Origin of the sequence: Streptomyces sp. NPDC058457, from assembly GCF_042720695.1 — a bacterium.
GTDB lineage: Bacteria > Actinomycetota > Actinomycetes > Streptomycetales > Streptomycetaceae > Streptomyces.
On record NZ_JBHXLU010000143.1, the window covers coordinates 1 to 21,024 of the forward strand.

Below are 21,024 nucleotides of genomic sequence, written 5' to 3' on the forward strand. Positions count from 1 at the left end.
GGGGGGGGGGGGGGGGGGGGGGGGGGGGGGCCGGGGGCGGCGCCCGGTGGCGCCGCCGGCGGGGCCGGGCGCGCCCCGCCTGCTCCGTCGGTGCCGGGCCGGCAACGGCAGCCAGGCCGGACACCGGCCGGAAGCCTGGGGGGGTTAGGCCTCCGACCGGGCCGGTCAAGGGCGTTCGGGCACGATCCCTGGGGGGAAGCGACCGTGCCGACGCCGCGAGCGGAGCGGTGATCGAAGAGGCCGGGAAGCGGTCGATGCCGCTCGGCGGATCCGGCGCCACGGATCCGAAAGAAACCAGGGAGAGTTGTAGACCTGATCAGCCGTCAACGTCAAGGCCGATCAAGGGAGTTGAGGATTCGATCATGGGAATGCATGGTCGGAACATAATTGACGCGAATTCAACACCCTTTTTTCACAACTGTCTTGACCCTGAAAAGTAACCGCCGGTAACTTGCGGCTTGGCTACTGCTGCGTAACGAGAAAGCCCTTGCACCCGCCGGGAGTTGTGAGGAGGCGTGCGCGGCAGCCGCTGTCCGCGCCAGGACAACGTGCCACTGAAGCCCAACCCGCGTGACTAATGCATGGGAGCAGACATGGCCGAGTCCCCGGACGTTCCGTCCGCCGACAACACGCCTGAGAACCCGGGAAGCGGTTCTCTTTCCGAAACACCAGACACCACCGGGGACACCGGAGGGGCACCGAGACGCGGACGAGTCCGGGCACGCCGGGCCGCCGTGATGGCCGTACCGGCCACGCTGGGCCTCGCCGGCCTCGCGATCCTGACCTCGCAGGGGGCGCTGGGGGTGTCGTTCTCCATCTCCGGCATGCCCTTCACGGTCACCGCCAAGTCGCTGGACGGCACCGGCTTCGAGCAGTTCGGCGCGCTCGACAGCATGGCCGACGGCAGCCCGAACGCCGGTGACACCGGCGGCCAGGTGCTGGTCGTCACCTCCGCGATCAAGAACGCCACCCTGGACAGCCTGTGCCAGAGCGTCGACCTCGGCGGCACCAACCTGCTCATCAAGGCGGGCAGCGGCTCGTCGAAGGTGCAGGCGACCGACCTGACCACCGACTCGACCGAGCTGTCGGGCGACGCGTCCTTCAACAACATCGAGATCGGCAACGACGCGAGCACCCTCACCAAGGCCGGGGTCAAGGGACCCATCGGCGTCTTCAGCCAGCAGGCCGACACCGTGCACATCGACAGCCTGCGGCAGACCAACTACGCGACCACCGCTGGGGTGTTCAAGCTTCCCGGCCTGAAACTCAGCTTCAGCAGCTCGGGTTGCTGATGTCCGGCACAGACACTCCACATGAGGGGTGGCGGCCCGCCTTCCGCGGTTGGCGGGCCCGTCGGCCGTTCGTGGGCGGGCTGCTGCTTACCCTGGGCGGCACGTGGATCCTGCTCACGGAGAAGGCCTCGCTGAAGGTCGTCATACATATCGGCATGCAGGGTCTGGTGGGCTATCTGCTGCCGGTGGTCATGGTGCTGTGCGGCCTGCTGACCCTCTTCAGCCCCTCGCAGCGCCTCTTCTACTCCATCCTCGGCATCCTGTGCTCCCTGGGCAGCTGGGTCACCTCCAACCTGGGCGGTTTCTTCATCGGCCTCGCCCTCGGGGCCGTCGGCAGCTGCATGATCTTCGGCTGGCTGCCGGACCAGGAGCCGCGGGTGAGCCGACGCAAGCGGCGCAAGGCTGCGCGGACTGCCGCGCAGGGTTTCGGGGAAGGCGCGGGAGAGCCCGCCTGAAGCCACGGAAGAGGCGGGCCGACGAGTTCCGGTCCGCCTCTTCTCCCGGCGACCCGCCTCTTCTCCCGGCGACCCGCCGCTTTCCGGCTCCACCGGTCATAAGCAGCTCTGCCTCCCGGGCCACCGACCCGGGGCCGGGCATGCCCGCTCCGGTACCCAGGGCAACCTTGCGAGCGGAACTCCTCCACTCGCCACCTTGATCCAGCGACACGCACCAACTCGGTCATCGGCACCGGGGTGGGCGAGGTCGACGACGGCCCGGTCGTAGAAGCGGTGGCCCCGCCCCAGCAGGTGCTGCCTGCCGTCCGGAGTGGTCTCCCCGGCCCACTCGGCGGTGGTTCAGCCAAGATCGGGGTCTACGGCTGGAGTGCCAGGTCGCGCTGATACCAGGTGCCTTGCTTACCGCCGAGGTCGGCCGGGTCCGCCGGGCCGACCGGGACGAACCCGGCTTTGGTCAGCACCTTCCGGGACGCGGCATTGGCATGGGCGGTGGCTGCCCGCAGTGTGCGCAGCCCGTGCCGCGCCGCTGCCAGCGGGCACAACTCCCGGACGGTCGCGGTCGCCACGCCGCGGCCGGCGACGTGCTGCGCGACCCGGTAGCCGAGGTTGGCAGCGCCGTTCTCGAAGTCGTACAGGTTGAACCGGCCCAGTACCGAGCCGTCCTCGGCGACCAGCACGTAGAAGGCGCAGATGCCGGCCTCTTGCTCAGCCAGCAAGGCGCTGTGGCGGTCGGCGAACTGGTCGTAGAACTCGTCGCCCCGGTCGGAGACCGACGCAGCGAAGTAGGCACGGTTCGCCAGCTCGAAGGCCAGGACCGCCGGGGCATGGCCGGCATCCAGCTGCTTCAGCTCGGGCACGGCGCAACTCTACCCAGACGGCGCGCCGAGGCCACCTGAGTTTCCATCAGCGGCAGGCAGCCCCAAGACCATGGCACATCACGATCTGCAGCTGGAGTCAGTGCCTTCATCGCCGACCGCCGCCGAGCATCCGGAGCCGGTCCAGCCGGTCGCTCGGGCGGCCTTGGCGGCGGGTCCGGCGGGGCCGGCCGTGTGCAAGGCCGGGCCACCGGCCCGGGACACCCCGGACCGGTCGCGCCATGCGCATCAGCGGCCCGCGAAGTACGGGACCAGGGGGCGTCAGCTCGTGGTGGCGGTCGGCTCGCCGACCGTCCTGGGTTCCGGCTGCGCGGGGGCCGCGGCCGGCTCCGCCGCCATCTGCACCGACGCCGGCTCCACCGGCGCCGCCGCGGCCGTGTCGTCGGCCTTCATGGCCTTCGCCTCGCTCTTCAGGATGCGCATCGACTTGCCCAGGGCCCGGGCGGTGTCGGGCAGCTTCCGGGAGCCGAAGAGCACGATGAAGACGATCGCGACGATCAGCAGGTGCCAGGGTTCCAGTCCGTTGCGGAGCATGACCGCCCCCTCCCTTTCTCACGTTCTTTCGCGCCGGCGGAGGGTGCTTCACACGCCTCGGCCGGGCAGCGACGATTGCTACATTGCGCAACTGTACAACCCGGGGTGGGAAACGCTCCCCGGACCCGGCCCCGCAATCGCTACCGCCGGTGGTGGCGGGCCCGCACGGCCCGCAGTGCCAGGGCGTACAGCCCGAGGACGGCGGTGAGCAGCAGGTGGTACGCGGGCGGCAGCCCGGTCATGCCCAGGGCCGCGCCCAGGGGGCCGGGCGGGAGCAGCAGGCCGACGGCGGCGAGGGCGGCGGCGGCCCGGCCCACGGGCCCGCGGCGGGAGCCGCCACGCAGCAGGAGCATCACCAGGGCCTGGGTGAGCAGGTTCTCGGTGAACCAGGCGGAGTGGAAGACGGCCTGGTCGTCGAGGGCGTCGGGGCCGCGCAGGGCGAGCGCGAGGACGCCGAAGGTGGCGAGGTCGGCGATCGCGTTGAGCGCACCGAAGCCGGTGATGAACCGCAGGAAGGCGCGCGGCCGCAGCACGGTCGGGCGACGCAGTGCCGCGGGCCCGGGGCGGTCGTACGCGAAGGCGAGCTGGGCGGCGTCGAAGCAGAGGTTCTGGGCGAGCACCTGCACCGGGAGCATCGGCAGGAAGGGGAGGAGCAGGCCGGCGGAGAGCATCGCGATGACGTTGCCGAGGTTGGAGGAGAGCGTGACCCGCAGATAGGAGGCGATGTTGGCGCTGCTGCGCCGGCCTGCGGTGACGGCGTGCCCGATGGCGCCGAGGTCCTTCTCTGCGAGGACCACGTCGGCGGTCTCGCGGGCGAGGTCCACGGCGGTGCGGGGCGCGATCCCGACGTCGGCCGCGCGCAGGGCGGGAACGTCGTTGACCCCGTCCCCGAGGAACCCGACGGTGTGCCCGGCGGCGCGCAGTCCGGCCACGATCCGGGCCTTGTCCGCAGGGGTGCAGCGGGCGACGACGACAGGTCCGTCGGCACGTCCGACGCCCTCCGACGCCGCCACCCCCACCTCGACCGCTCCGAGCCCCAGGTCCCGGCAGGCCCGCGCGGCGGTGGCCGGATGGTCGCCGGTCAGGATCCGGATCGTGATGCCGAGGTCGGCGAGACCGCGCAGGGCCTCGGCGGCACCGGGGGCGAGGGCGTCGCGGAAGGTGACCAGGCCACGGAAGGCGAGGCCGTGTTCGTCGGCGGCCGTGTAGGGCCGGGTGCGGGCCGGGACCCGGGCGATTGCCACGGCCAGGACGCGCAGCCCGGCGTCGGCCTCGCGGGCTGCGAGGGCGAGGAGGCGCTCGCGTTCGCCGGGGTCGAGGTCACAGCGGTGCAGTACGTCCTCGGCGGCGCCCTTGGTGACGAGGACATGGGTGCCGAGGGCGCCGGCGACGACGGCGGTGGCGGTGCGCCGCTCGGAGGTGAAGGGGACGACGCCGATGCCGTCGTACTCCTCACCCACCGGTCCGGCGGCCGTGAGCAGGGCCTCGTCGAGCGCGTCGGGGGCGGGCAGTTCGGCGAGTTGCAGGGTCCACCAGGCGCCGACGGCCGCCCAGCGCAGTACCTCGGGGTCGTCGTCACCGTCAGGTCCGAGGGCGCGTTCGACGACGGGCCGGTCCTGGGTGAGGGTGCCGGTCTTGTCGAGGCAGAGCACGTCGACCGCGCCCAGGTCGTGCAGCGCGGGCAGCCGTCGTACGACGACCCGGTGGGCGCCGGCCAGCAGTGCCGCGCCCCTGGCCAGACAGGTGGTGACGATCACCGGGAGCATCTCGGGGGTGAGTCCGACGGCGACCGCGACCGCGAAGGGCAGCGTCTCCAGCCCACGGCCGCGCAGGGCGGCGTTGGCCATGAGGACCAGCGGCGGGGTCAGCAGCATGAACCGGACGAGCACCCAGGAGATGCCGTGCACGGACCGGTCGAAGGCGCTCGCCTCGCGCGGCGCGGCTCCGCCCTGCGCGACGGCGAACCGGGTCCGCTCCCCCGTCGCCACGACCACCGCCGTGGCACTGCCCGAGGCGACCCCGCTCCCCTGGAAACAGAGGTACGGCTCCTGGAAAGGCCCCGCATCGCCCGCGTCGGCCACTCCGGAGGCGGCGGGGACGTCGACGGCGGCCTTGGCGACGGGCGCCGACTCGCCGGTGAGCACGGCCTGGTGCACGGTCAGCCCACGGGCGCGCAGCAGTCGTACGTCGGCCGGAACCAGGTCGCCCGGGCCGAGCCGGAGGACGTCACCCGGGACCAGTTCGGCGACCGGGACCTCCCGCGCCCGCGGCTCGGTGTCGACGCCGGAGCGGCGCAGCACGGTGGCGGTGCCGGCGACGAGTGCGCGCAGGGCGGCCAGCGAACGGTCGGCGCGGTGTTCGCCGGCGGCCCGCAGTCCGCAGCTGACCGCGACCAGGGCGAGGATCACGACGGCCGTGCCCCAGGAGGCGACGAGAGCGGAGACCAGGCCGAGGGTGAGGAGGACGGCGGTGAAGGGGTCGCGCAGGGCACGGGCGCAGCGCAGCGGCCAGGAGTCGGTGTGCGGGCGGGGCGGGGTGTTCTCGCCGAGGCCGGCGAGCCTGGCCGCGGCCTCGGCCTCGGTCAGCCCGCGCGGTCCCGTGTCCAGTCGGCGCAGCACCTGCAGCGAGGTGGCGGCCTCGCCCTCAGAGACCACGGAGCCGCCGGGGGGCGGGGAGTTCGGCGCCGGTGGTGCGGGCACTGAGACGGCCGACGAGCAGGCGTACGACGTCGACGACGTCGGGGTCGTCGACCAGGTACACCTGGCGGCGGCCCTCCCGGCGGGAGCGGACGAGGCCGGCGAGTTTCAGCTTGGTGAGGTGCTGGCTGACGGCGGGCAGCGCGCCGCCGACCCGCTCGGCGAGGCCCGTGACATCGCTCTCGCCCTGGGCCAGCGCCCAGACGATGTGCAGCCGGGCGGGCGAGGCGAGCAGCCCGAAGGCCGCGGCCGCCTCCGTGAGCACGTCCGCGGTGGGGTCCTCGTCGCCGCTGCCGGGCACCGTCGCCACCGTCGTCGTCCTCCTGTCCACCGCGTCGAAGCGGCCCTTCGCGGGCCGGAGGGACAGTTTAGGGCGCGGGAACTTATCGGCCGCCGGGCAAGTTTCTACGGTGTTGTAGAAGTAATTTTTTGGCAAGCAAGGCTCTTACCGACCGAGGAGTGAGTGCGCATGGCCCTGTGGGACCGCATCAAGGATTCCGCGACGCAGATGCAGACCCAGCTCGTGGCGAAGAAGAACGACCTGAAGAGCGGTGCGTTCCGCGACGCGAGCATGGCGATGTGCGCGCTCGTGGCCGCCGCCGACGGCACCATCGACCCGGCCGAGCGCCAGCGGGTCGCCCAGCTCATCTCGACCAACGAGGTGCTGCAGAACTTCCCGGCGGACGACCTGCGCCGCCGCTTCGAGGAGAACCTGAACAAGCTGACCACCGACTTCGCCTTCGGCAAGGTGAGCGTGCTCCAGGAGGTCGCCAAGGCGAAGAAGAAGCCGGCCGAGGCGCGTGCCGTCATCCAGATCGGCATCGTGATCGGCGGCGCGGACGGCGACTTCGACAAGACCGAGCAGGCCGTGGTCCGCGAGGCGTGCTACACCCTCGACCTGCCGCCGCACGAGTTCGACCTCTGACCGGCGCCGACAGGACGGGGGCGGCAGAACGGGGACGGCGGGCCGGTGGGACGGGGACGGCGGGCCGGTGGGCTGCTCACATCCGCCGGCTCGTGGCCCAGCAGAGGGCGGTGAGGGCCGCGGCCACGGCGCAGGCCGCCGCCGCCGAGCCGTCCAGATAAGTACTGCCCAGGACCGCCACTCCCAGCGTCGCCCCCAGTTGCTGTACGGCGTTCAGCGCACCCGCCGCCGAGCCGACCTCCTGGGGGCGCAGCGGCCGCAGGGCCAGCGTGAAGAAGGCGGGGGTGAACAGGCCCGCGCCCAGGCCGACCAGGGCCAGCGCCGGCAGGAGCGGCCAGGGGTAGTGGGTGGGGGCGGTGCCGGCAGTGGTGGCGTATACCGCCGCGGCGGCCGTCAGGCCCGTGAGCACGAGGCCCAGGCCGTACGGCATCATGCGGCGCCCGGCACCTCGGCGGCCCGACAGCCACGACGACACCGCGAGCCCGATCGACCACGGCGTGAGGCTCAGCCCTGCCGCCAGTACGCCCTGGCCCGCCTGCAGTTGGAGCTGGAGGACGACGACGGTCAGCAGGCCGTTGGTCACCGCGAAGAACGTCGTCGAAGTGGCGAGGGCGGGCGGGAAGCCCCGGTGGGTGAAGAGGCTCGGTTCCAGAAGGGGCGCGGTCGTGCGGCGCTGGTGCAGTGCGAAGCCGGCCAGGGTCAGCAGGCCGAGCGCCAGCGACGCCCGGTCGCGCGGCGGGAGCTCGGTGAGGTTCGTGCCGATCAGGGGGTAGACCAGCAGGCCCGTGCCGGTCGCGGCGAGTGCCGTGCCCGGCCAGTCGAGGGCGGGGCGGTGCGGGGCGCGGTTCTCCAGGAGCCTCGGGGACAGCGCGAGGACGACCAGGGCCACGGGGACGTTCACCAGGAAGGCGGCCCGCCAGGAGGAGCCGAACAGGTCGGCGTGGGTGAGGACACCGCCGAGGACCGGGCCGCAGACGGCCGCGAGGCCCATCACCGGACCGATGCTGCCCAGCGCCCGGGACAGCTCGTCGCCCTCGAACATCGCCTTGATGAGTCCGATGGTCTGCGGAATGATCACGGCCGCCGCCGCGCCCTGCACCGCGCGGAAGGCGATCAGCAGGCCGGCCGTCGGTGCGAGGGCGCAGGCGACGGAGGCCGCGGTGAAGAGCGTGACGCCGAGGACGAAGACCCGGCGGCGGCCCGCGATGTCGCCGAGCCGTCCGCCGGTGATCAGCAGGACCGCGAACGGCAGGGTGTACGCCGTGCTGAACCACTGGACGTCGGAGACGGAGCCGCCGAGGCCTGCGTGCACGGCGGGGGCGGCGACCTGGACGATCGTGGCGTCCAGGAGGTTCATCGCCTCGGCGAGGAGGAGTGCGGCGAGGGCGTGCCAACGCCAGGGGTAGGGGGTCGGGGTGGTGGGGGTTCGCGTGGGTGTCGTCGTCATGCGGGCAGGGTGCGTATGGCGAAGCGGAGGCCGACGGTTCTGGATGGGAAGTGAAGGTTTTCTTCCATCAGCGGCGGCGTTTATGACGGAATCACACACGCTGAGTTTTGGCTGCAGGCGGGTGGGGGCTTGTCGCGCAGTTCCCCGCGCCCCTGAAGGGGCGCTCTTCAGACGTCGGCCAGTAGTGGCAGCAACTCCATCGCCGCCGCCACGTCGCCCGTCAGGGCGCGGTCCTCCATGTCCCCCGGCAAGGCTGCCGCCGCCAGCCTGAAGGCGGGCACCGTCGGCTCCACCGCTCCCAGCCGCAGCGCTCTTACCGCAACCACCAGTTCGCAGGCCAGTACCACCCGATACGCCTCCGCCGCCCGTTCGGCCTGTTTCGCCGCCTGGCCCGCGAAGCTCGCCGCCTCCTCCAAGCCGTGGGAGAGGACGGTGTGGCCGGCCGCGGCCGGGGTCGCGCTGGAACGGAGTTCCGCGAGGGCCGAGTTGGCGGTGTACTCCAGGATCATCGTGCCGGAGCTGCTCGCCGGGCCCGCGGTCAGGAAGGCGGGCAGGCCCGTGAGGTCGGCGCGGGTCAGGGCCTGGAGGCGGGCTGCGGAGAGCTGGGCGGTCTGGAGGAGGGCCAGGTCGAGGCCGTCCAGGGCCAGGGCGAGCGGGGCCGCGAAGAAGCCGCCGTGGTGGTAGACGTTGCCGTCGGGGGCCAGCACGGGGTTCTCCGTGGGGCCGTTGATCTCCGTCTCGACGATGTGGCGGAGCCTGTCGGCGGCCTCCAGGGCCGCGCCGTGGACCTGGGGGAAGGCGCGGAAGCCGTAGGGGTCCTGGATGCGGCGGCCGGTGGTGAGCGGGTGGTCGGGCATCGCGAGGAGGCGTCGTACCTCCGCCGCTGCCCTGGCCGGGCCGGGGTACGGGCGCAGGGCGTGCACCTCGGGGGCGTAGGCCTCCGGGGAACCGGAGACGGCGGCCAGGGAGAGGGCGGCCACCGCGTGGGTGGCCCGCAGCAGTACGTCCAGGTCGTGGCAGACCAGGGCGGCCCGGCCCAGGGCGAGGGCGTTGCTGCTCAGGAGGGCGAGCGAGTCGCCGGGGCGAAGGGCGACCGGGGCTGGCAGTTCGGCGTCGGGGGACGCCGTGAGCCAGGGGCGTTCGCCGATCAGGGTCAGGCCGGTCTGGGCCAGGGCCGTGAGGTCGCCGGTGCCCACACCGCCGTACTCGCTGATCGCGGGGTGCACGCCGAGGCGCAGGGCCTCGGTCAGTGCCGTGACGAAGGAAGGGTGGATGCCGGAGCCGGCGGCCAGCAGCTGGTTGGCCCGGACGGCCATCAGCGCGCGGGCCTGACGGGCCGGCAGCAGCGGGCCGGCGCCGCCGGCGTGGCTGCGCAGCAGGCGCAGGGTGTGACCGGCCGCGTCGGACGGGTCGACGATGACGGAGCGGTGGGCGCCCACGCCGGTGCCACGGCCGTACCACTGCCCCTGGGCGGCGAGGCGGTCGGCGCTCTCGTGGGCCCGGCGGACCCGGTCGAGCGCCGCGGGTGGTACGACAGGGCCGGCAACGGCGTCGGCGAGCCGGACGAGTCCGGTCAGGCCGAGGCCGTTGCCGTCGAGCACGACACCCGAGTGCGCAGGCACCTGTCTCGGTACGTCGGTGGTGCTGTCCAACGAAGGTCCAGAGCAGGTCCGGGGAAGGTCCGGACAAGGTCCAGGGAGGATCCGAGGACGGCCGGACGCGGGTCAGCTGGTGAGGCCGACCTTCTTCAGCCAGGCCTGGGCGACGTCCAGCGGGTCCTTGTTGCCCGACTGCACCTGGGTGTCCAGGTCCAGCAGGGCCGCGGTGTCGAGCTTGGCGGAGACGGCGTTGAGGGCGTCGGTGGCCGTCTGGTTCAGGGCACTCTTGTAGACCAGCGGCTGGACGTTCTCGAAGCCGAAGAGGTTCTCCGGGTCCTGGAGGACGACGAACTTCTCCTTGGTGATGGTCGGGTCCGTGCTGAAGATGTCGCCGGCCTGCACCGCGTTCTTCTTCAGGGCGGCCTGGGTCAGCGGGCCGCCCGCGTCCAGCGCCTTGAAGGACTTGAACTCCAGGCCGTACACGGACTTCAGGCCGACCAGGCCCTGCTGGCGGGTCTGGAACTCCGGCGAGGCGCCGATGACCAGGTCCTTGGCGATGCTCTTGAGGTCGGCTATGGAGGACTTCTCGGTGAGGCTGTACTTGGCGGCCGTGGCCGCGTTGAGCGTCACCGTGTCCTTGTCCTGCGCGTCCGCCGGGTCGAGCAGCGTCAGCTTGGAGTCCAGCTTCGCCTCGATGGCCGAGGTGGTCTCCTCGACGGTCTTCGGGGCCGCCTTGGGGTCGAGGTAGGCGAGCAGGGCGCCGTTGTACTCGGGCAGGACCGAGATCGACCCGTTCTTGAGCAGACCGTAGGTCGTCTCACGGCTGCCGATGTTCGACTTGTAAGTGACCTTGACGCCCTTGGCCTTGAGTGCTTCGCCGTAGATGTCGGCGATCAGGATGCTCTCGGCGAAGTTGTTGGAGCCGACGACGACGGCGTCCCCGCTCGCCTTGCTGTCCGACAGCGGGTCGGACTTGCTGTCGTCGGAAGAGGAACAGCCCGCCAGCAGGGCCGTCGTCGCGGCGAGCGCGACCGCCGCCACGCCTCGGTATGTCCGGATTGACCTGCTGGGAAGGGTGTTGGAAGTCACGGTTGCCGTTCCGGGAGCTGTGGGAAGGGTGGGGGTGTTGCGAACCACACGCGGCCTGTTGTGCACCACGGGGCTGTTGCGAACCACTCCCGACGATCCAATCCAGCCGGTTCTCGGTCAGTCAAGTGTCTCCGGGTCACCGATTGGCTTCAATCCGTGGCCAGTTGTGGACGGAGAGCGGTCTCTTTGTAACGGATTCTTGATAAACGGCAAGCGGAATGAGCCTTCAAGAACGCTGTAGTCTCACGGCAGTTGATATCGGTCACAGCGGTGCACGGGGCCCGCTACTCGGTGTCGTTCCGCAACAGCTCGGGGTGAAGACGCCCCCCAGACCAGACACCCTCATGAAGGAGGCCCGGTGTCCACGAACCAGGTGGACGCGCCCGTCCTGCCCGCCCAGGCGCGGGGCGGGATCAGGGGTTTCGCCGACCGTTGGCCCTTCCGGCGCAAGCTCAACCTGCTGGTCGGTGTACCGCTCGCCGTCATCGCCGTACTGCTGGCCTACGTCTTCACCGACCTGGTGGGGCAGTCCACCAGCGCGGGGGACGCGGCGCAGACCGTCCGGGACAGCACGCAGGTGGCACGCCTCGTGGACAAGGTCGAGGCGGAGCACCAGCAGGCGATCCTGCTCTCCGCGCGCTACGAGTCCGGCTACTCCACTCCCTCGGCGGCCGCCTACCGCACCGCCCAGGACGCGGTGAACTCCCAGGTCGCAAAGGTCCGTGACGCCTTCGGCGACCGGCTGCCGGACACCGAGGCGGACGCCCTGCGGCAGGTCGAGGGGCTGTCCAGCCTGCGGGAATCCGTCGAGCAGTCCTATCTGCCCGCCGACAACATCGACCCGGCCTACAGCAACGCGTCGAACGACCTGATCGACGGCCTCGGTCTGGACCGCGACGCCAACCTCGCCTCCACCTTCACCGGCAACCTGCTGGACTCGCTGCTGCGCGCGGACGCCGCCCACGGCGCCTTCGAGACCAACGTGCTCGCGGCGACCACCGGGGACACCAACGCCCTGATCGAGTTCACCAACGCGGTCGGCGCCTACGACCTCTACCAGCACCAGGCCGACCGGTTCACCCGGTTCGCCACCGAGGGACAGGCCCGGCAGCTGGCCGACGTCGAGCACACCAAGGCCCAGACCACCATCGCCCAGTCCTTCGCCGAGCTGCAGATCGACCCGGCCCAGCTGGAGTCCGGCAACCAGGAACAGATCCGGCAGGCCGTCAAGGACGCGCTCACCGACTACCCGGCCTATCTCCAGCAGGCCACCGCCCGGCTGACCATCACCACCTCGCTCATCGGCCAGATCGCCGACCGGGCCGACACCGCCGCCGAGTCGGCCAAGTGGCACGCGATCTACCTGCTGAACGGCTCGGTGCTCGGCTTCCTCCTGTGGTTCGCCCTCTCGGTGCTGGTGCGCCGCTCGGTGATCCGCCCGGTGCAGGCCCTGACCGGGGTCGCGCACGAGGTCGCCGAGGTGGCGGGCCGCGAACTCGCCCGCGTCGCCGACGACGACGCCGAGGACTCCGGCCCGCCCCGGCTGCGGGACATGCCGGTCACCGCCCGCGACGAGATCGGTGACCTGGCAGAGGCGTTCAACCAGGTGCAGGCCACGGCCGCGGCCCTGCTCGAACGCCAGGTGCTCAGCCGCCGCAACACCGCCGAGATGTTCGGCAACGTCGGGCGCCGCGTCAGCAACCTGACCACCCGCCAGCTCGCCTTCATCGACGCGGTGGAGCGTGCCGAGACCGATCCGGCCCTCCTCGAACGCCTCTACTCCATCGACCACATCGCCGTCCGCCTGCGCCGCAACGCCGACAGCCTGATGCTGCTGGCCGGCATCCGCGAGACCGTGCTGGCCGGGGGCCCGACCCCGGTGTCCAACGTCGTCCGGGCCGCGCTCGGCCAGATCGAGGGCTACCAGCGGGTACGGCTGTACGCCGGCACGGACGCCATGATCGAGCCGGACATCATCGGCGACCTCACCCTGATGGTGGCCGAGCTCCTGGAGAACGCGGTGTCGTTCTCACCGGCGGGCAGCCCCGTCGAGGTGACCGTCCGCTCCAGCGACCTGGGCGCGCACATCGTCGTCACCGACCACGGCCTCGGCATGAGCGCCGAGCGGCTGGCCGAGGAGAACATGCGGCTGATCCGCCGTGAGCGCCTCGACCTGGTGCCGACCAAGGTGCTCGGCCTCTTCGTGGTGGGTGCGCTGGCCCGGCGCTGGGAGATCGGCGTCGAGCTGACCCGGACCCCGGGCGGCGGTGTCACCGCCGAAGTGACGCTGCCCTCCCGGCTGTTGCTGACGATGAGCGCGGTGGCGGACACCTCCGGCGCCCCGTTCGCCGCGGAACCGACGAAGCCGACAGAGCCGGCCGAGCTGACGGCACCGACGGCACCGGCCGCGCTGACGAAGCCCGCGGCACCGGTGGCGTCGGCCGAGGCGACCGGCCCGACCGCCGCCGTCACGGTGCCGTCCTGGGCCGAGCCGGAGAGTCCGCTCCCCCGCCGCCAGCCGCGCCGCGAACCGGCCGCCGAGCCCGACGCGCCGCAGGCCCCGCTGATCCCGGCAGCACGCTCCGGCGAGCCCCCGGCCGACTCCGACGACGGCGACGAGCCCCGCCCGCTGCGCCGCCGGGTACGCGGCGCGACCCTCCGCACCACCGTCGGCGCCGCCCAGAGCCTCGCCCAGGCACCGCGCACCCGTGACGCCGAGGCCGAGCGGGACGCGCTGGACGAGTTCGAGGCGGCGGTGGAACGCGCCCGGCGCGAGGGCGACACCGGAAGCCACGAACGGCCCGTACCGCCGCGCATCGACCCCCCGAACCCCCCGCAGGACCAGAACCACCTTCCGGAAGGAGCCGAGCAGTGAGCACGTCGACAGGTGACACCCCGACGGGCGGCGTCACGCCGACCGACCTGCAGGCGGCCGCAGCCGACTTCACCTGGCTGCTGAACCGCTTCGCCACCGAGACCGCAGGCGTGGTCGACGCGATCGCCGTGTCCTCCGACGGTCTGCTGATCGCGGTCTCGGAACTGCGCGAGCGCGCCCATTCCGAGCGACTGGCCGCGATCGTCTCCGGCATCACCAGCCTGGCCGCCGGCGCCTCCGGCAACTACGGCCTGGGCAGCCTCAACAAGGTCATCATCGACCTGGAGGGCGGCCATGTCATCGTCTCCGCGATCGGCAGCGGCGCCGTGCTCGGCGTGGTCGCCGACAAGGAGGCCAAGCTCGGCAACATCGCCTACGAGATGACGCTGTTCGCCAACCGCGCGGGTGCGGCGCTCAGTCCGCAGCTCGTCCTGGAGCTGAAGAACAGCGTCGGCGTCCCACAGACGCGCTGACCGGCACCGCCGGTCGGCAAGCCGAGAAGGCCGAGAGAGGAAGACACAGCCATGGCGGACGGCACCCCGCCCCCGGGCCCGGACCCGGTCGGCCCCGCCCCCGCCGTACGGCCGTTCCTGGTCACCGCCGGCCGGGTGGCGGACAGCGCCTCCGGACCGGCGATGCCCGTCGAGACCCAGGTGGTGGCCACCGTCGCCGGGCTCGCCGTGCTGGAGCGGCTCTCCTTCGAGCAGCACGACATCGTCGCCGCGTGCCGGATTCCGCAGTCGCTCGCGGAACTGGCGGCCCGGCTGCGGCTGCACCTGAACGTGGTCCGGGTGCTGGCCGAGGACCTGCGCGAGGCCGGGCAGCTGACGGTGCACGTGCCCGACTTCGAGGCCACCCACGACTCGTCCGTCCTGCGCAGGGTTATCGATGGCCTGCGGGCCATCCCCGACTCCCAAGGGGTACTCCGTGACACCGACTGACTCGCTGACCCGGGGCACCGGGCGTACGGCCGTACGGCCGCCGCTGCCGGTGAAGATGGTCATCGCGGGCGGTTTCGGCGTGGGCAAGACCACCGCCGTCGGCTCGATCTCGGAGATCGAGCCACTGACCACCGAGGCCTCGATCACCGAGGTCGCGGCGGGTGTGGACGACCTCTCGCTCACCCCGCGCAAGACGACCACGACCGTGGCGATGGACTTCGGCTGCATCACCATCGACCCGACGCTGAAGCTGTACCTGTTCGGCACGCCCGGGCAGGAACGCTTCGGCTTCATGTGGGACGACATCGTGGAGGGCGCGCTCGGCGGGCTGGTCATCGTTGACACGCGTCGCCTCGACGACTGCTACGCCGCGGTCGACTACTTCGAGCACAAGGGGATTCCGTTCGCCGTCGCGATCAACGCGTTCGACGGCCGCGTCGAGCACACGCTGGACGAGGTGCGGTGGGCGCTGGACGTTGCTGAAGGGACGCCGCTGGTCGTCTTCGACGCGCGGGAACGGGGTTCTGTGCGGGATGCGCTGCTTGTCGTGCTGGAGCTGGCGCTGGCGCGTAGTGGTGGGTAGTCGCGGTCGTGGGGAACTGCGGACCGGTTGTGGCTGGTCGCGCAGTTCCCCGCGCCCCTGACGGGGCGCTAACTCCTCCGCACTCCGGGAGAGACCGTCAGTCTCTGTACCGCCCAGAAGATGCCCAGCGTGGCCAGGGCCATGGCCGCCACCAGCGTGGCGCCGCCCACGACCTTCTCGTAGTTCTTCTGGTACAGGCCGTCGATGATGTAGCGGCCCAGGCCGCCCAGGCTGACGTATGCCGCGATGGTCGCCGTCGAGACGATCTGGATGGCCGCCGAGCGCAGGCCGCTGAGGATCAGCGGGAGGGCCACCGGGAGCTCGACCTGGAAGAGGACGCGTGCCTCCGGCATTCCCATGCCCCGCGCCGCGTCCACCGGGGACGGGTCGACCGAGCGCATCGCCTCGTACGTCGTGACCAGGATCGGCGGTACGGCGAGGATCACCAGCGGGATCATCACCGGCAGCATGCCGAAGCCGAGCCAGATGAACATCAGGACCAGCAGGCCGAAGCTGGGCAGCGCCCGGCCGGCCGTGGCGATCAGGGCGAGGGTGTTGCCGCCGCGGCCGTAGTGGCCGGTGATCAGGCCGATGGGCAGGCCGATGCCCGCCGCGTAGGCCAGCGCCTCCAGGGAGTACTGGATGTGCTCCCACAGGCGGGTGGGGATGCCGTCGTAGCCGTGCCAGTGGGAGCTGTCGCTGAAGAAGGCATGGACGTAGTTGAGGACGTTCACCGGGTGCTCTCCTTCGGCATCCAGGGCGTCAGCACACGGCGTACGAGGACGAGGACGGCGTCGGCCAGGATGGCCAGCACCGCTGTGGTCACGACCGAGTTCACCGCCAGTTCGGGGCGGTGGTAGATGTTCGCGTCGTTGAGCAGGTTGCCGAGGGCGCCCTGGTTGCCGATCAGCATGCCGACGCTGACCAGGGAGATGCTGGAGACGGTGGCCACGCGCAGGCCCGCGATGATCGCGGGGACGGCGATCGGCAACTGCACCTGGAAGTAACGGCGTACCGGGCCGAGGCCCATCGCGGTCGCGGCGGCCAGGGTCTCGGCCGGGACCGAGCGGACGCCGTCCACGATGGCCGGGACCAGGACCACCAGGCTGTACACCGCGAGCGGGATCATCACGGTCGTCTCGGTCTGGCCGGTGTAGTCGATGAGGACGACGAAGAAGGCCAGGGAGGGGATGGCGTACAGGATGGTGGTCACGCCCAGCACCGGCGGGTACAGCCAGCGGAAGCGCACGCAGAGCTGGGCGATGGGCAGGGACACGAGCAGGCCGGCCAGGACCGGGATGAGGGCCTCGCGGAGGTGGAGGCCGATCAGCCCGAAGTAGGTGTTCTGGAGGTCGCTCGGGATGTCGAAGAAGCCGCTCATCCCCCGACCTTCGCGTCGTCGCGGCCCTCGGCGTGGGCGGTGCGGATCGCGGCGCCGATGACCTGCTGGGAGACGACGCCGACCGCGCGTCCCTCGCCGTCCACGGCCACGGCCCAGCCGGTCGGCGAGAGCACGGAACCGTCGAGGGCGGCGCGCAGCGAGTCCTTGCCGGGCACGAAGGGCCGCCCGTACGACGCCAGTTGCTCCGGGCGGATCGAGCCGGCGGTGAGGGCCCGCGGCTCGCCCCAGCCGAGCGGCCGGCCGTCCAGGTCCGTCACGAGGAGATAGGGGGCGTCGGCCGCGGAGCGGGCACCGAGCCTGCCGGCGTCGGCGTCGATCGCGACGATCGGGGCGGTCTGCAGCTCAAGGTCCGCGGACGGGAAGAAGGACAGCCGCCGGATGCCCCGGTCGGCACCGAGGAAGTCCTCGACGAAGGCGTCCGCGGGGTCGGTGAGCAGTTCGGCGGGCGGGGCGAACTGGGCGAGGTGACCGCCGGTGCGCATCACGGCGACCATCGTGCCGAGCTTGATCGCCTCGTCGATGTCATGGGTGACGAAGACGATGGTCTTGCCCAACTCGCCCTGGATACGCAGGAGTTCGTCCTGGAGTCCCTTGCGGACCACGGGGTCGACGGCGGAGAACGGCTCGTCCATCAGCAGCACCGGCGGGTCGGCGGCGAGCGCCCGGGCCACACCGACGCGCTGCTGCTGACCGCCGGAGAGCTGGTACGGATAGCGCTTGGCGAGCGCGGAGTCGAGCCCCACCCGCTCCATCAGCTCGGCCGCCCGGGACCGCGCCCGCTGCTTGCTCCAGCCGAGCAGCCGGGGCACGGTGGCGATGTTGTCGATGATGGTGCGGTGCTGGAAGAGACCGGCGTTCTGGATGACGTAACCCATCGACCGGCGCAGGGTGTTGACCGGCTGCGCGTGGATGTCGGCGCCGTCGAGGAGGATGCGGCCCTCGCTGGGCTCCACCATCCGGTTGATCATCCGAAGGGTCGTCGTCTTGCCACAGCCCGAGGGGCCGACGAAGACGGTGATCGAACGATCCGGTATCTCCAGGGAGAGCCGGTCGACGGCGACCGTACCGTCCGGGTACCGCTTGGTGACTGAATCTATCCGTATCAAAACGCCGAATGCCCTTCGGGTTTGGCAGAGAGTGCCCAGTTATCGACCACGGTCGCCGTAGCGCAGGCCGTTGCGGAGAGAGTCTAGACCGGAAGTGTTTCAGCACTTTGGCGGCTGACTGATCCTCTTCAGTTTGTGACCTGACCGTCGTCCACTGTGCGCCACCTGTGAGTTCCCTGATTCTCATTCCTCGCTCAGTGAAGCCTCACGACCGCCCCAGACAGGGCCCCGATCGTCGAGGTCATGAACGAAACGAACGCGGGAGGCGTCCGGCGCCGGTCGGTCGAGATCGTGGTGCCGGTGTACAACGAGGCGCATGTCCTCGCCGGCAGCATCGGCCGTCTCCACGCATACCTCGAAGACTCCTTCCCGTTCCCGTTCCGCATCACGATCGCGGACAACGCGAGCACGGACGCCACCTGGACGGTGGCGACCGACCTGACCCTGCGCCTGCCGCACGTCCACGCACAGCGGCTGGAGCAGAAGGGCCGGGGCCGCGCCCTGAAGCACGTGTGGAGCCGCTCCACCGCCGACGTCGTCGCCTACATGGACGTCGATCTGTCGACGGGGCTCGAAGGCTTCCTGCCCCTCGTCGCCCCGCTCCTCTCCGGGCACAGCGACCTCGCCATCGGCAGCCGGCTGCACCGGCAGTCGGCGGTGGTGCGCGGCCCGAAGCGGGAGTTCGTCTCACGCTCCTACAACCTGCTCCTCAGGGCAGGCCTCGGCGCCCGCTTCTCGGACGCGCAGTGCGGCTTCAAGGCCGTGCGCACCGAGGTGTTCCGCGCCCTCGCCCCGCACATCGAGGACACCGCCTGGTTCTTCGACACCGAACTCCTCGTGCTCGCCCAGCGCAACGGGCTGCGCGTGCACGAGGTCCCGGTCGACTGGGTCGACGACCCCGACAGCCGGGTCGACATCGTCCGCACCGCCGTCGACGACCTCAAGGGCATGGCCCGCATGTTCCGGGCCACCGTCACCGGCCGCACCCGCATCCACGCCGTACCCCGCCGCACCACCGTCCCCCAGAACGTCACGGCCCTGCCCACCGGGGCAGCCACCGCCGTCGAGCCCATGGAGTACGCGTCATGACGACCCTCGCCCCGCCGCCCACTCCGGTCCAGGACGGCCGGCACCGGGCCGCCGCCCCGCCGGTCTCCCGCGTCAGAAGGCTGTTCACGGGCGCCCCCGAGGACCCGCGCTGGGCCCGCCCGGCCCTCTGGGCGATCCTGCTCCTGGCCACCGCCCTGTACGCCTGGAACCTCACCTCCGTCACCGGCAACAGCTTCTACGACGCGGCGGTCTACTCCGGCACCAAGAGCTGGAAGGCGTTCTTCTTCGGCGCCCTCGACGCCGGCAGCTTCATCACCGTCGACAAGCCCCCCTTCGCCCTGTGGGTGATGGGTCTGTCCGCCCGCGTCTTCGGGTACGGCACCTGGCAGTTGATGCTGCCGATGGTCACCGTCGGAGTCGGCTCGGTCGCCCTGCTGTACCGGCTGGTCAAGCGGGACTTCGGGGTCGTCGCGGGCACGGTCGCCGCACTGGTGCTGACTTTGACGCCCATCACCGTCGCCATCAACCGGGACACCAACCCCGACCCGATCCTGGTCTTCCTGATGCTGCTCGGGGCGGCCGCGCTGCTGAAGGCGGTGCGCACGGGCAGGCTCATGCCGCTGGTCTGGGCGGCGGTGGCGATCGGGTTCGCCTTCAACACCAAGATGATGCAGGCGTACGTCGTGCTGCCCGCGTTCTTCCTGGTCTATCTCTGGGCCACGAACGCGTCGTTGGGCCGGCGCATCCGCAACCTGGCCGTCGCCACGGTCGCGTTGGTCGTGAGCAGTGCCTGGTGGATGGTGATCGTCGACCTGATCCCGGCTTCGGACAGGCCCTACATCGGCGGCTCCACCGACAACACGGTGTGGGACCTGGTCATCGGCTACAACGGCTTCGGCCGGATCTTCGGGGCGAGTTCCTCGGTGGGCTCGGCCGGCAACGGCGCCAGCTTCGGCGGCAGCTCGGGCCTGTACCGGATGTTCAACGACATCATGGGCGGGCAGATCTCCTGGCTGATCCCGTTCGCCGCGATCGCCCTCGTCGGCGGGCTGGTGCTGCGCGGCCGGGCGCCGCGCACCGACGCCAGGCGGGCCGCGCTGATGCTGTGGGGCGGCTGGTTCGTGCTGCACTTCCTGACCTTCTCCCTCGCCGAGGGCACCTTCCACCCGTACTACGTCACCGCCATGGCGCCGGGGATCGCCGCCCTGGCCGGCGCGGGCGGGGTCATGCTGTACAAGGCCTTCCGGGACGGTTCGGCGGCCAAGTGGGGCTGGGTGCTCCCGGCGGGTATCGCCGCCAGCACGATCTGGTCGGTCGTCCTGCTCCAGCGGGTCTCCGGCTCCGGCACGGTGTACACGGTCGCCGAGGTGGTGGCCGCGCTGGGCGGTGCGCTGGCGGTGGCCGGGCTGCTGGCCGGACGGTTCATGAGGCGGCAGAAGCTGATGGGCCTCGCGGCGGTGGCGGCGGTCGTCGCCCTGCTCGCCGGCCCGGCCGCCTACTCCGTCTCGGCGGCCACGACCGCGAGCACCAACGGCACCAACCCGACGGCCGGGCCGAACACCGGTGGCGGCATGGGCGGCGGCGGTGGCCAGCGCCCGAGCGGCAGCGCGCCGAGCGGCACTGCCCCCAGCGGCTCCGGCGGCTCCGGCGGGCAGTCCATGGGGCAGCCGCCGACCGGAACGGGCACCACAGATGCCGATGCCGACTCCAGCTCCAGCTCCAGCTCCAGCAGCCAGTCGGAGTCCGGTCGGACCGCCGGGGGCATGGGCGGTGGCACCCAGGTCAGCTCCGCGATGATCACGTACCTCAAGAAGCACCAGGACGGCGCCACCTGGCTGGTCGCGGTGGCCACCGACCAGACCGCGTCCTCGATCATCCTGGAGTCCGGTCAGCCCGTCATCTCCATGGGCGGCTGGTCCGGCAGCGACGACGCGATGACCCTCGCCAAGCTCAAGAGCCTGGTCAAGGCAGGCAAGCTGCACTACATCGTGGTCAGCAGCGACGGCGGCCAGGGCACCAACTCCGAGATCGCGACCTGGGTGAAGAAGCACGGCACGGCCGTGAGCGCGTACAGCGGCCTGTACCGCCTGGACGCGTCCGACGTCGGCTGATCCCCTCGCCCCGGGAGCGGGCGGGCCGCCGGTGTTCCCCACCGG

General features: G+C 71.5%; 19 protein-coding genes. 9 read left to right on the forward strand and 10 right to left on the reverse strand.

Annotated elements, in window-relative coordinates; all coding sequences use genetic code 11:
• Positions 1 to 593 precede the first annotated feature (593 nt).
• Together ACFWPS_RS51645 and ACFWPS_RS51650 are read left to right on the forward strand one after the other, a co-directional pair.
• Positions 594 to 1,292, forward strand: a complete 699-nt coding sequence (locus ACFWPS_RS51645; RefSeq protein ID WP_383720847.1) for a DUF6230 family protein — start codon at positions 594 to 596, stop codon at positions 1,290 to 1,292.
• Positions 1,292 to 1,747, forward strand: a complete 456-nt coding sequence (locus tag ACFWPS_RS51650; RefSeq protein WP_383720850.1) for a DUF6114 domain-containing protein — start codon at positions 1,292 to 1,294, stop codon at positions 1,745 to 1,747. The genes ACFWPS_RS51645 and ACFWPS_RS51650 overlap by 1 nt, the downstream gene beginning before the upstream one ends.
• A 356-nt stretch (positions 1,748 to 2,103) precedes the next feature.
• On the opposite strand, the gene ACFWPS_RS51655 is transcribed toward ACFWPS_RS51650, so the two are convergent.
• The 4 genes from ACFWPS_RS51655 to ACFWPS_RS51670 form a co-directional block, all read right to left on the reverse strand.
• A complete protein-coding gene (locus tag ACFWPS_RS51655; protein ID WP_383720853.1) occupies positions 2,104 to 2,604 on the reverse strand; it encodes a GNAT family N-acetyltransferase in 501 nt (166 codons plus the stop codon).
• 279 nt (positions 2,605 to 2,883) lie between these two features.
• On the reverse strand, positions 2,884 to 3,156 hold the full coding sequence (tatA, locus tag ACFWPS_RS51660; RefSeq protein ID WP_383720856.1) for a Sec-independent protein translocase subunit TatA: 273 nt from the start codon (positions 3,154 to 3,156) through the stop codon (positions 2,884 to 2,886).
• Positions 3,157 to 3,296: 140 nt separating this feature from the next.
• Positions 3,297 to 5,810, reverse strand: a complete 2,514-nt coding sequence (gene mgtA, locus ACFWPS_RS51665; RefSeq protein WP_383720859.1) for a magnesium-translocating P-type ATPase — start codon at positions 5,808 to 5,810, stop codon at positions 3,297 to 3,299.
• Positions 5,800 to 6,162 carry an ArsR/SmtB family transcription factor gene (locus ACFWPS_RS51670; protein WP_383720861.1) on the reverse strand — a complete coding sequence of 121 codons (363 nt, stop codon included), beginning with the start codon at positions 6,160 to 6,162 and terminating at the stop codon, positions 5,800 to 5,802. The genes mgtA and ACFWPS_RS51670 overlap by 11 nt, the downstream gene beginning before the upstream one ends.
• Positions 6,163 to 6,321: 159 nt before the next feature.
• Here ACFWPS_RS51670 and ACFWPS_RS51675 point away from each other — a divergent pair, with 159 nt between their 5' ends.
• Positions 6,322 to 6,777 carry a tellurite resistance TerB family protein gene (locus tag ACFWPS_RS51675; RefSeq protein WP_217547077.1) on the forward strand — a complete coding sequence of 152 codons (456 nt, stop codon included), beginning with the start codon at positions 6,322 to 6,324 and terminating at the stop codon, positions 6,775 to 6,777.
• 76 nt (positions 6,778 to 6,853) lie between these two features.
• Here the strand turns inward: ACFWPS_RS51675 and ACFWPS_RS51680 are convergent, their stop codons facing one another.
• The 3 genes from ACFWPS_RS51680 to ACFWPS_RS51690 all read right to left on the reverse strand — a co-directional run bounded on the left by ACFWPS_RS51680 (position 6,854) and on the right by ACFWPS_RS51690 (position 10,911).
• On the reverse strand, positions 6,854 to 8,224 hold the full coding sequence (locus ACFWPS_RS51680) for an MFS transporter (RefSeq protein ID WP_383720863.1): 1,371 nt from the start codon (positions 8,222 to 8,224) through the stop codon (positions 6,854 to 6,856).
• 167 nt (positions 8,225 to 8,391) lie between these two features.
• Positions 8,392 to 9,876: an aromatic amino acid lyase gene (locus ACFWPS_RS51685; protein ID WP_383720866.1), complete on the reverse strand. Its 1,485-nt coding sequence runs from the start codon at positions 9,874 to 9,876 to the stop codon at positions 8,392 to 8,394.
• A gap of 72 nt (positions 9,877 to 9,948) precedes the next feature.
• Entirely contained in the window at positions 9,949 to 10,911 is a 963-nt protein-coding gene (locus tag ACFWPS_RS51690) for an ABC transporter substrate-binding protein (RefSeq protein ID WP_383720869.1), read from the reverse strand.
• A gap of 358 nt (positions 10,912 to 11,269) precedes the next feature.
• On the opposite strand from ACFWPS_RS51690, the gene ACFWPS_RS51695 reads away from it, so the two are divergent.
• Genes ACFWPS_RS51695 through ACFWPS_RS51710 form a run of 4 tightly spaced genes read left to right on the forward strand, consistent with a single transcriptional unit; the run spans position 11,270 to position 15,310 of the window.
• Entirely contained in the window at positions 11,270 to 13,786 is a 2,517-nt protein-coding gene (locus ACFWPS_RS51695; RefSeq protein WP_383720872.1) for an ATP-binding protein, read from the forward strand.
• Positions 13,783 to 14,259 (forward strand): roadblock/LC7 domain-containing protein, encoded by a 477-nt coding sequence (locus ACFWPS_RS51700; RefSeq protein ID WP_383720875.1) that lies wholly within the window; start codon positions 13,783 to 13,785, stop codon positions 14,257 to 14,259. Before ACFWPS_RS51695 ends, ACFWPS_RS51700 begins: the two co-directional genes overlap by 4 nt.
• A 51-nt stretch (positions 14,260 to 14,310) precedes the next feature.
• Positions 14,311 to 14,727, forward strand: a complete 417-nt coding sequence (locus ACFWPS_RS51705; RefSeq protein ID WP_383720878.1) for a DUF742 domain-containing protein — start codon at positions 14,311 to 14,313, stop codon at positions 14,725 to 14,727.
• Positions 14,714 to 15,310, forward strand: a complete 597-nt coding sequence (locus ACFWPS_RS51710) for an ATP/GTP-binding protein (protein ID WP_217547088.1) — start codon at positions 14,714 to 14,716, stop codon at positions 15,308 to 15,310. Before ACFWPS_RS51705 ends, ACFWPS_RS51710 begins: the two co-directional genes overlap by 14 nt.
• A 68-nt stretch (positions 15,311 to 15,378) precedes the next feature.
• Here ACFWPS_RS51710 and ACFWPS_RS51715 read toward each other — a convergent pair whose 3' ends face one another.
• From ACFWPS_RS51715 to ACFWPS_RS51725, 3 genes are read right to left on the reverse strand one after another with little or no spacing between them, the layout of a single operon-like run.
• Entirely contained in the window at positions 15,379 to 16,044 is a 666-nt protein-coding gene (locus tag ACFWPS_RS51715) for an ABC transporter permease (RefSeq protein WP_361294936.1), read from the reverse strand.
• A complete protein-coding gene (locus ACFWPS_RS51720; protein ID WP_351497229.1) occupies positions 16,041 to 16,691 on the reverse strand; it encodes an ABC transporter permease subunit in 651 nt (216 codons plus the stop codon). The genes ACFWPS_RS51715 and ACFWPS_RS51720 overlap by 4 nt, the downstream gene beginning before the upstream one ends.
• Positions 16,688 to 17,818, reverse strand: a complete 1,131-nt coding sequence (locus ACFWPS_RS51725; protein ID WP_383720881.1) for an ABC transporter ATP-binding protein — start codon at positions 17,816 to 17,818, stop codon at positions 16,688 to 16,690. Before ACFWPS_RS51725 ends, ACFWPS_RS51720 begins: the two co-directional genes overlap by 4 nt.
• Before the next feature lie 243 nt (positions 17,819 to 18,061).
• Between ACFWPS_RS51725 and ACFWPS_RS51730 the strand changes: the two genes are divergently transcribed.
• Both ACFWPS_RS51730 and ACFWPS_RS51735 read left to right on the forward strand, forming a co-directional pair.
• Positions 18,062 to 18,907 (forward strand): dolichyl-phosphate beta-glucosyltransferase, encoded by an 846-nt coding sequence (locus ACFWPS_RS51730; RefSeq protein ID WP_383720883.1) that lies wholly within the window; start codon positions 18,062 to 18,064, stop codon positions 18,905 to 18,907.
• Positions 18,904 to 20,979: an ArnT family glycosyltransferase gene (locus ACFWPS_RS51735; protein ID WP_383720886.1), complete on the forward strand. Its 2,076-nt coding sequence runs from the start codon at positions 18,904 to 18,906 to the stop codon at positions 20,977 to 20,979. The genes ACFWPS_RS51730 and ACFWPS_RS51735 overlap by 4 nt, the downstream gene beginning before the upstream one ends.
• Positions 20,980 to 21,024 lie beyond the last annotated feature (45 nt).

Coding starts and splice junctions, on each gene's coding strand:
- ACFWPS_RS51645 (WP_383720847.1), top strand. CDS start 594: ATGGCCGAGTCCCCGGACGTTCCGTCCGCCGACAACACGCCTGAGAAC.
- ACFWPS_RS51650 (WP_383720850.1), top strand. CDS start 1,292: ATGTCCGGCACAGACACTCCACATGAGGGGTGGCGGCCCGCCTTCCGC.
- tatA (WP_383720856.1), bottom strand. CDS start 3,156: ATGCTCCGCAACGGACTGGAACCCTGGCACCTGCTGATCGTCGCGATC.
- ACFWPS_RS51675 (WP_217547077.1), top strand. CDS start 6,322: ATGGCCCTGTGGGACCGCATCAAGGATTCCGCGACGCAGATGCAGACC.
- ACFWPS_RS51680 (WP_383720863.1), bottom strand. CDS start 8,224: ATGACGACGACACCCACGCGAACCCCCACCACCCCGACCCCCTACCCC.
- ACFWPS_RS51705 (WP_383720878.1), top strand. CDS start 14,311: ATGGCGGACGGCACCCCGCCCCCGGGCCCGGACCCGGTCGGCCCCGCC.
- ACFWPS_RS51720 (WP_351497229.1), bottom strand. CDS start 16,691: ATGAGCGGCTTCTTCGACATCCCGAGCGACCTCCAGAACACCTACTTC.
- ACFWPS_RS51730 (WP_383720883.1), top strand. CDS start 18,062: ATGAACGAAACGAACGCGGGAGGCGTCCGGCGCCGGTCGGTCGAGATC.
- ACFWPS_RS51735 (WP_383720886.1), top strand. CDS start 18,904: ATGACGACCCTCGCCCCGCCGCCCACTCCGGTCCAGGACGGCCGGCAC.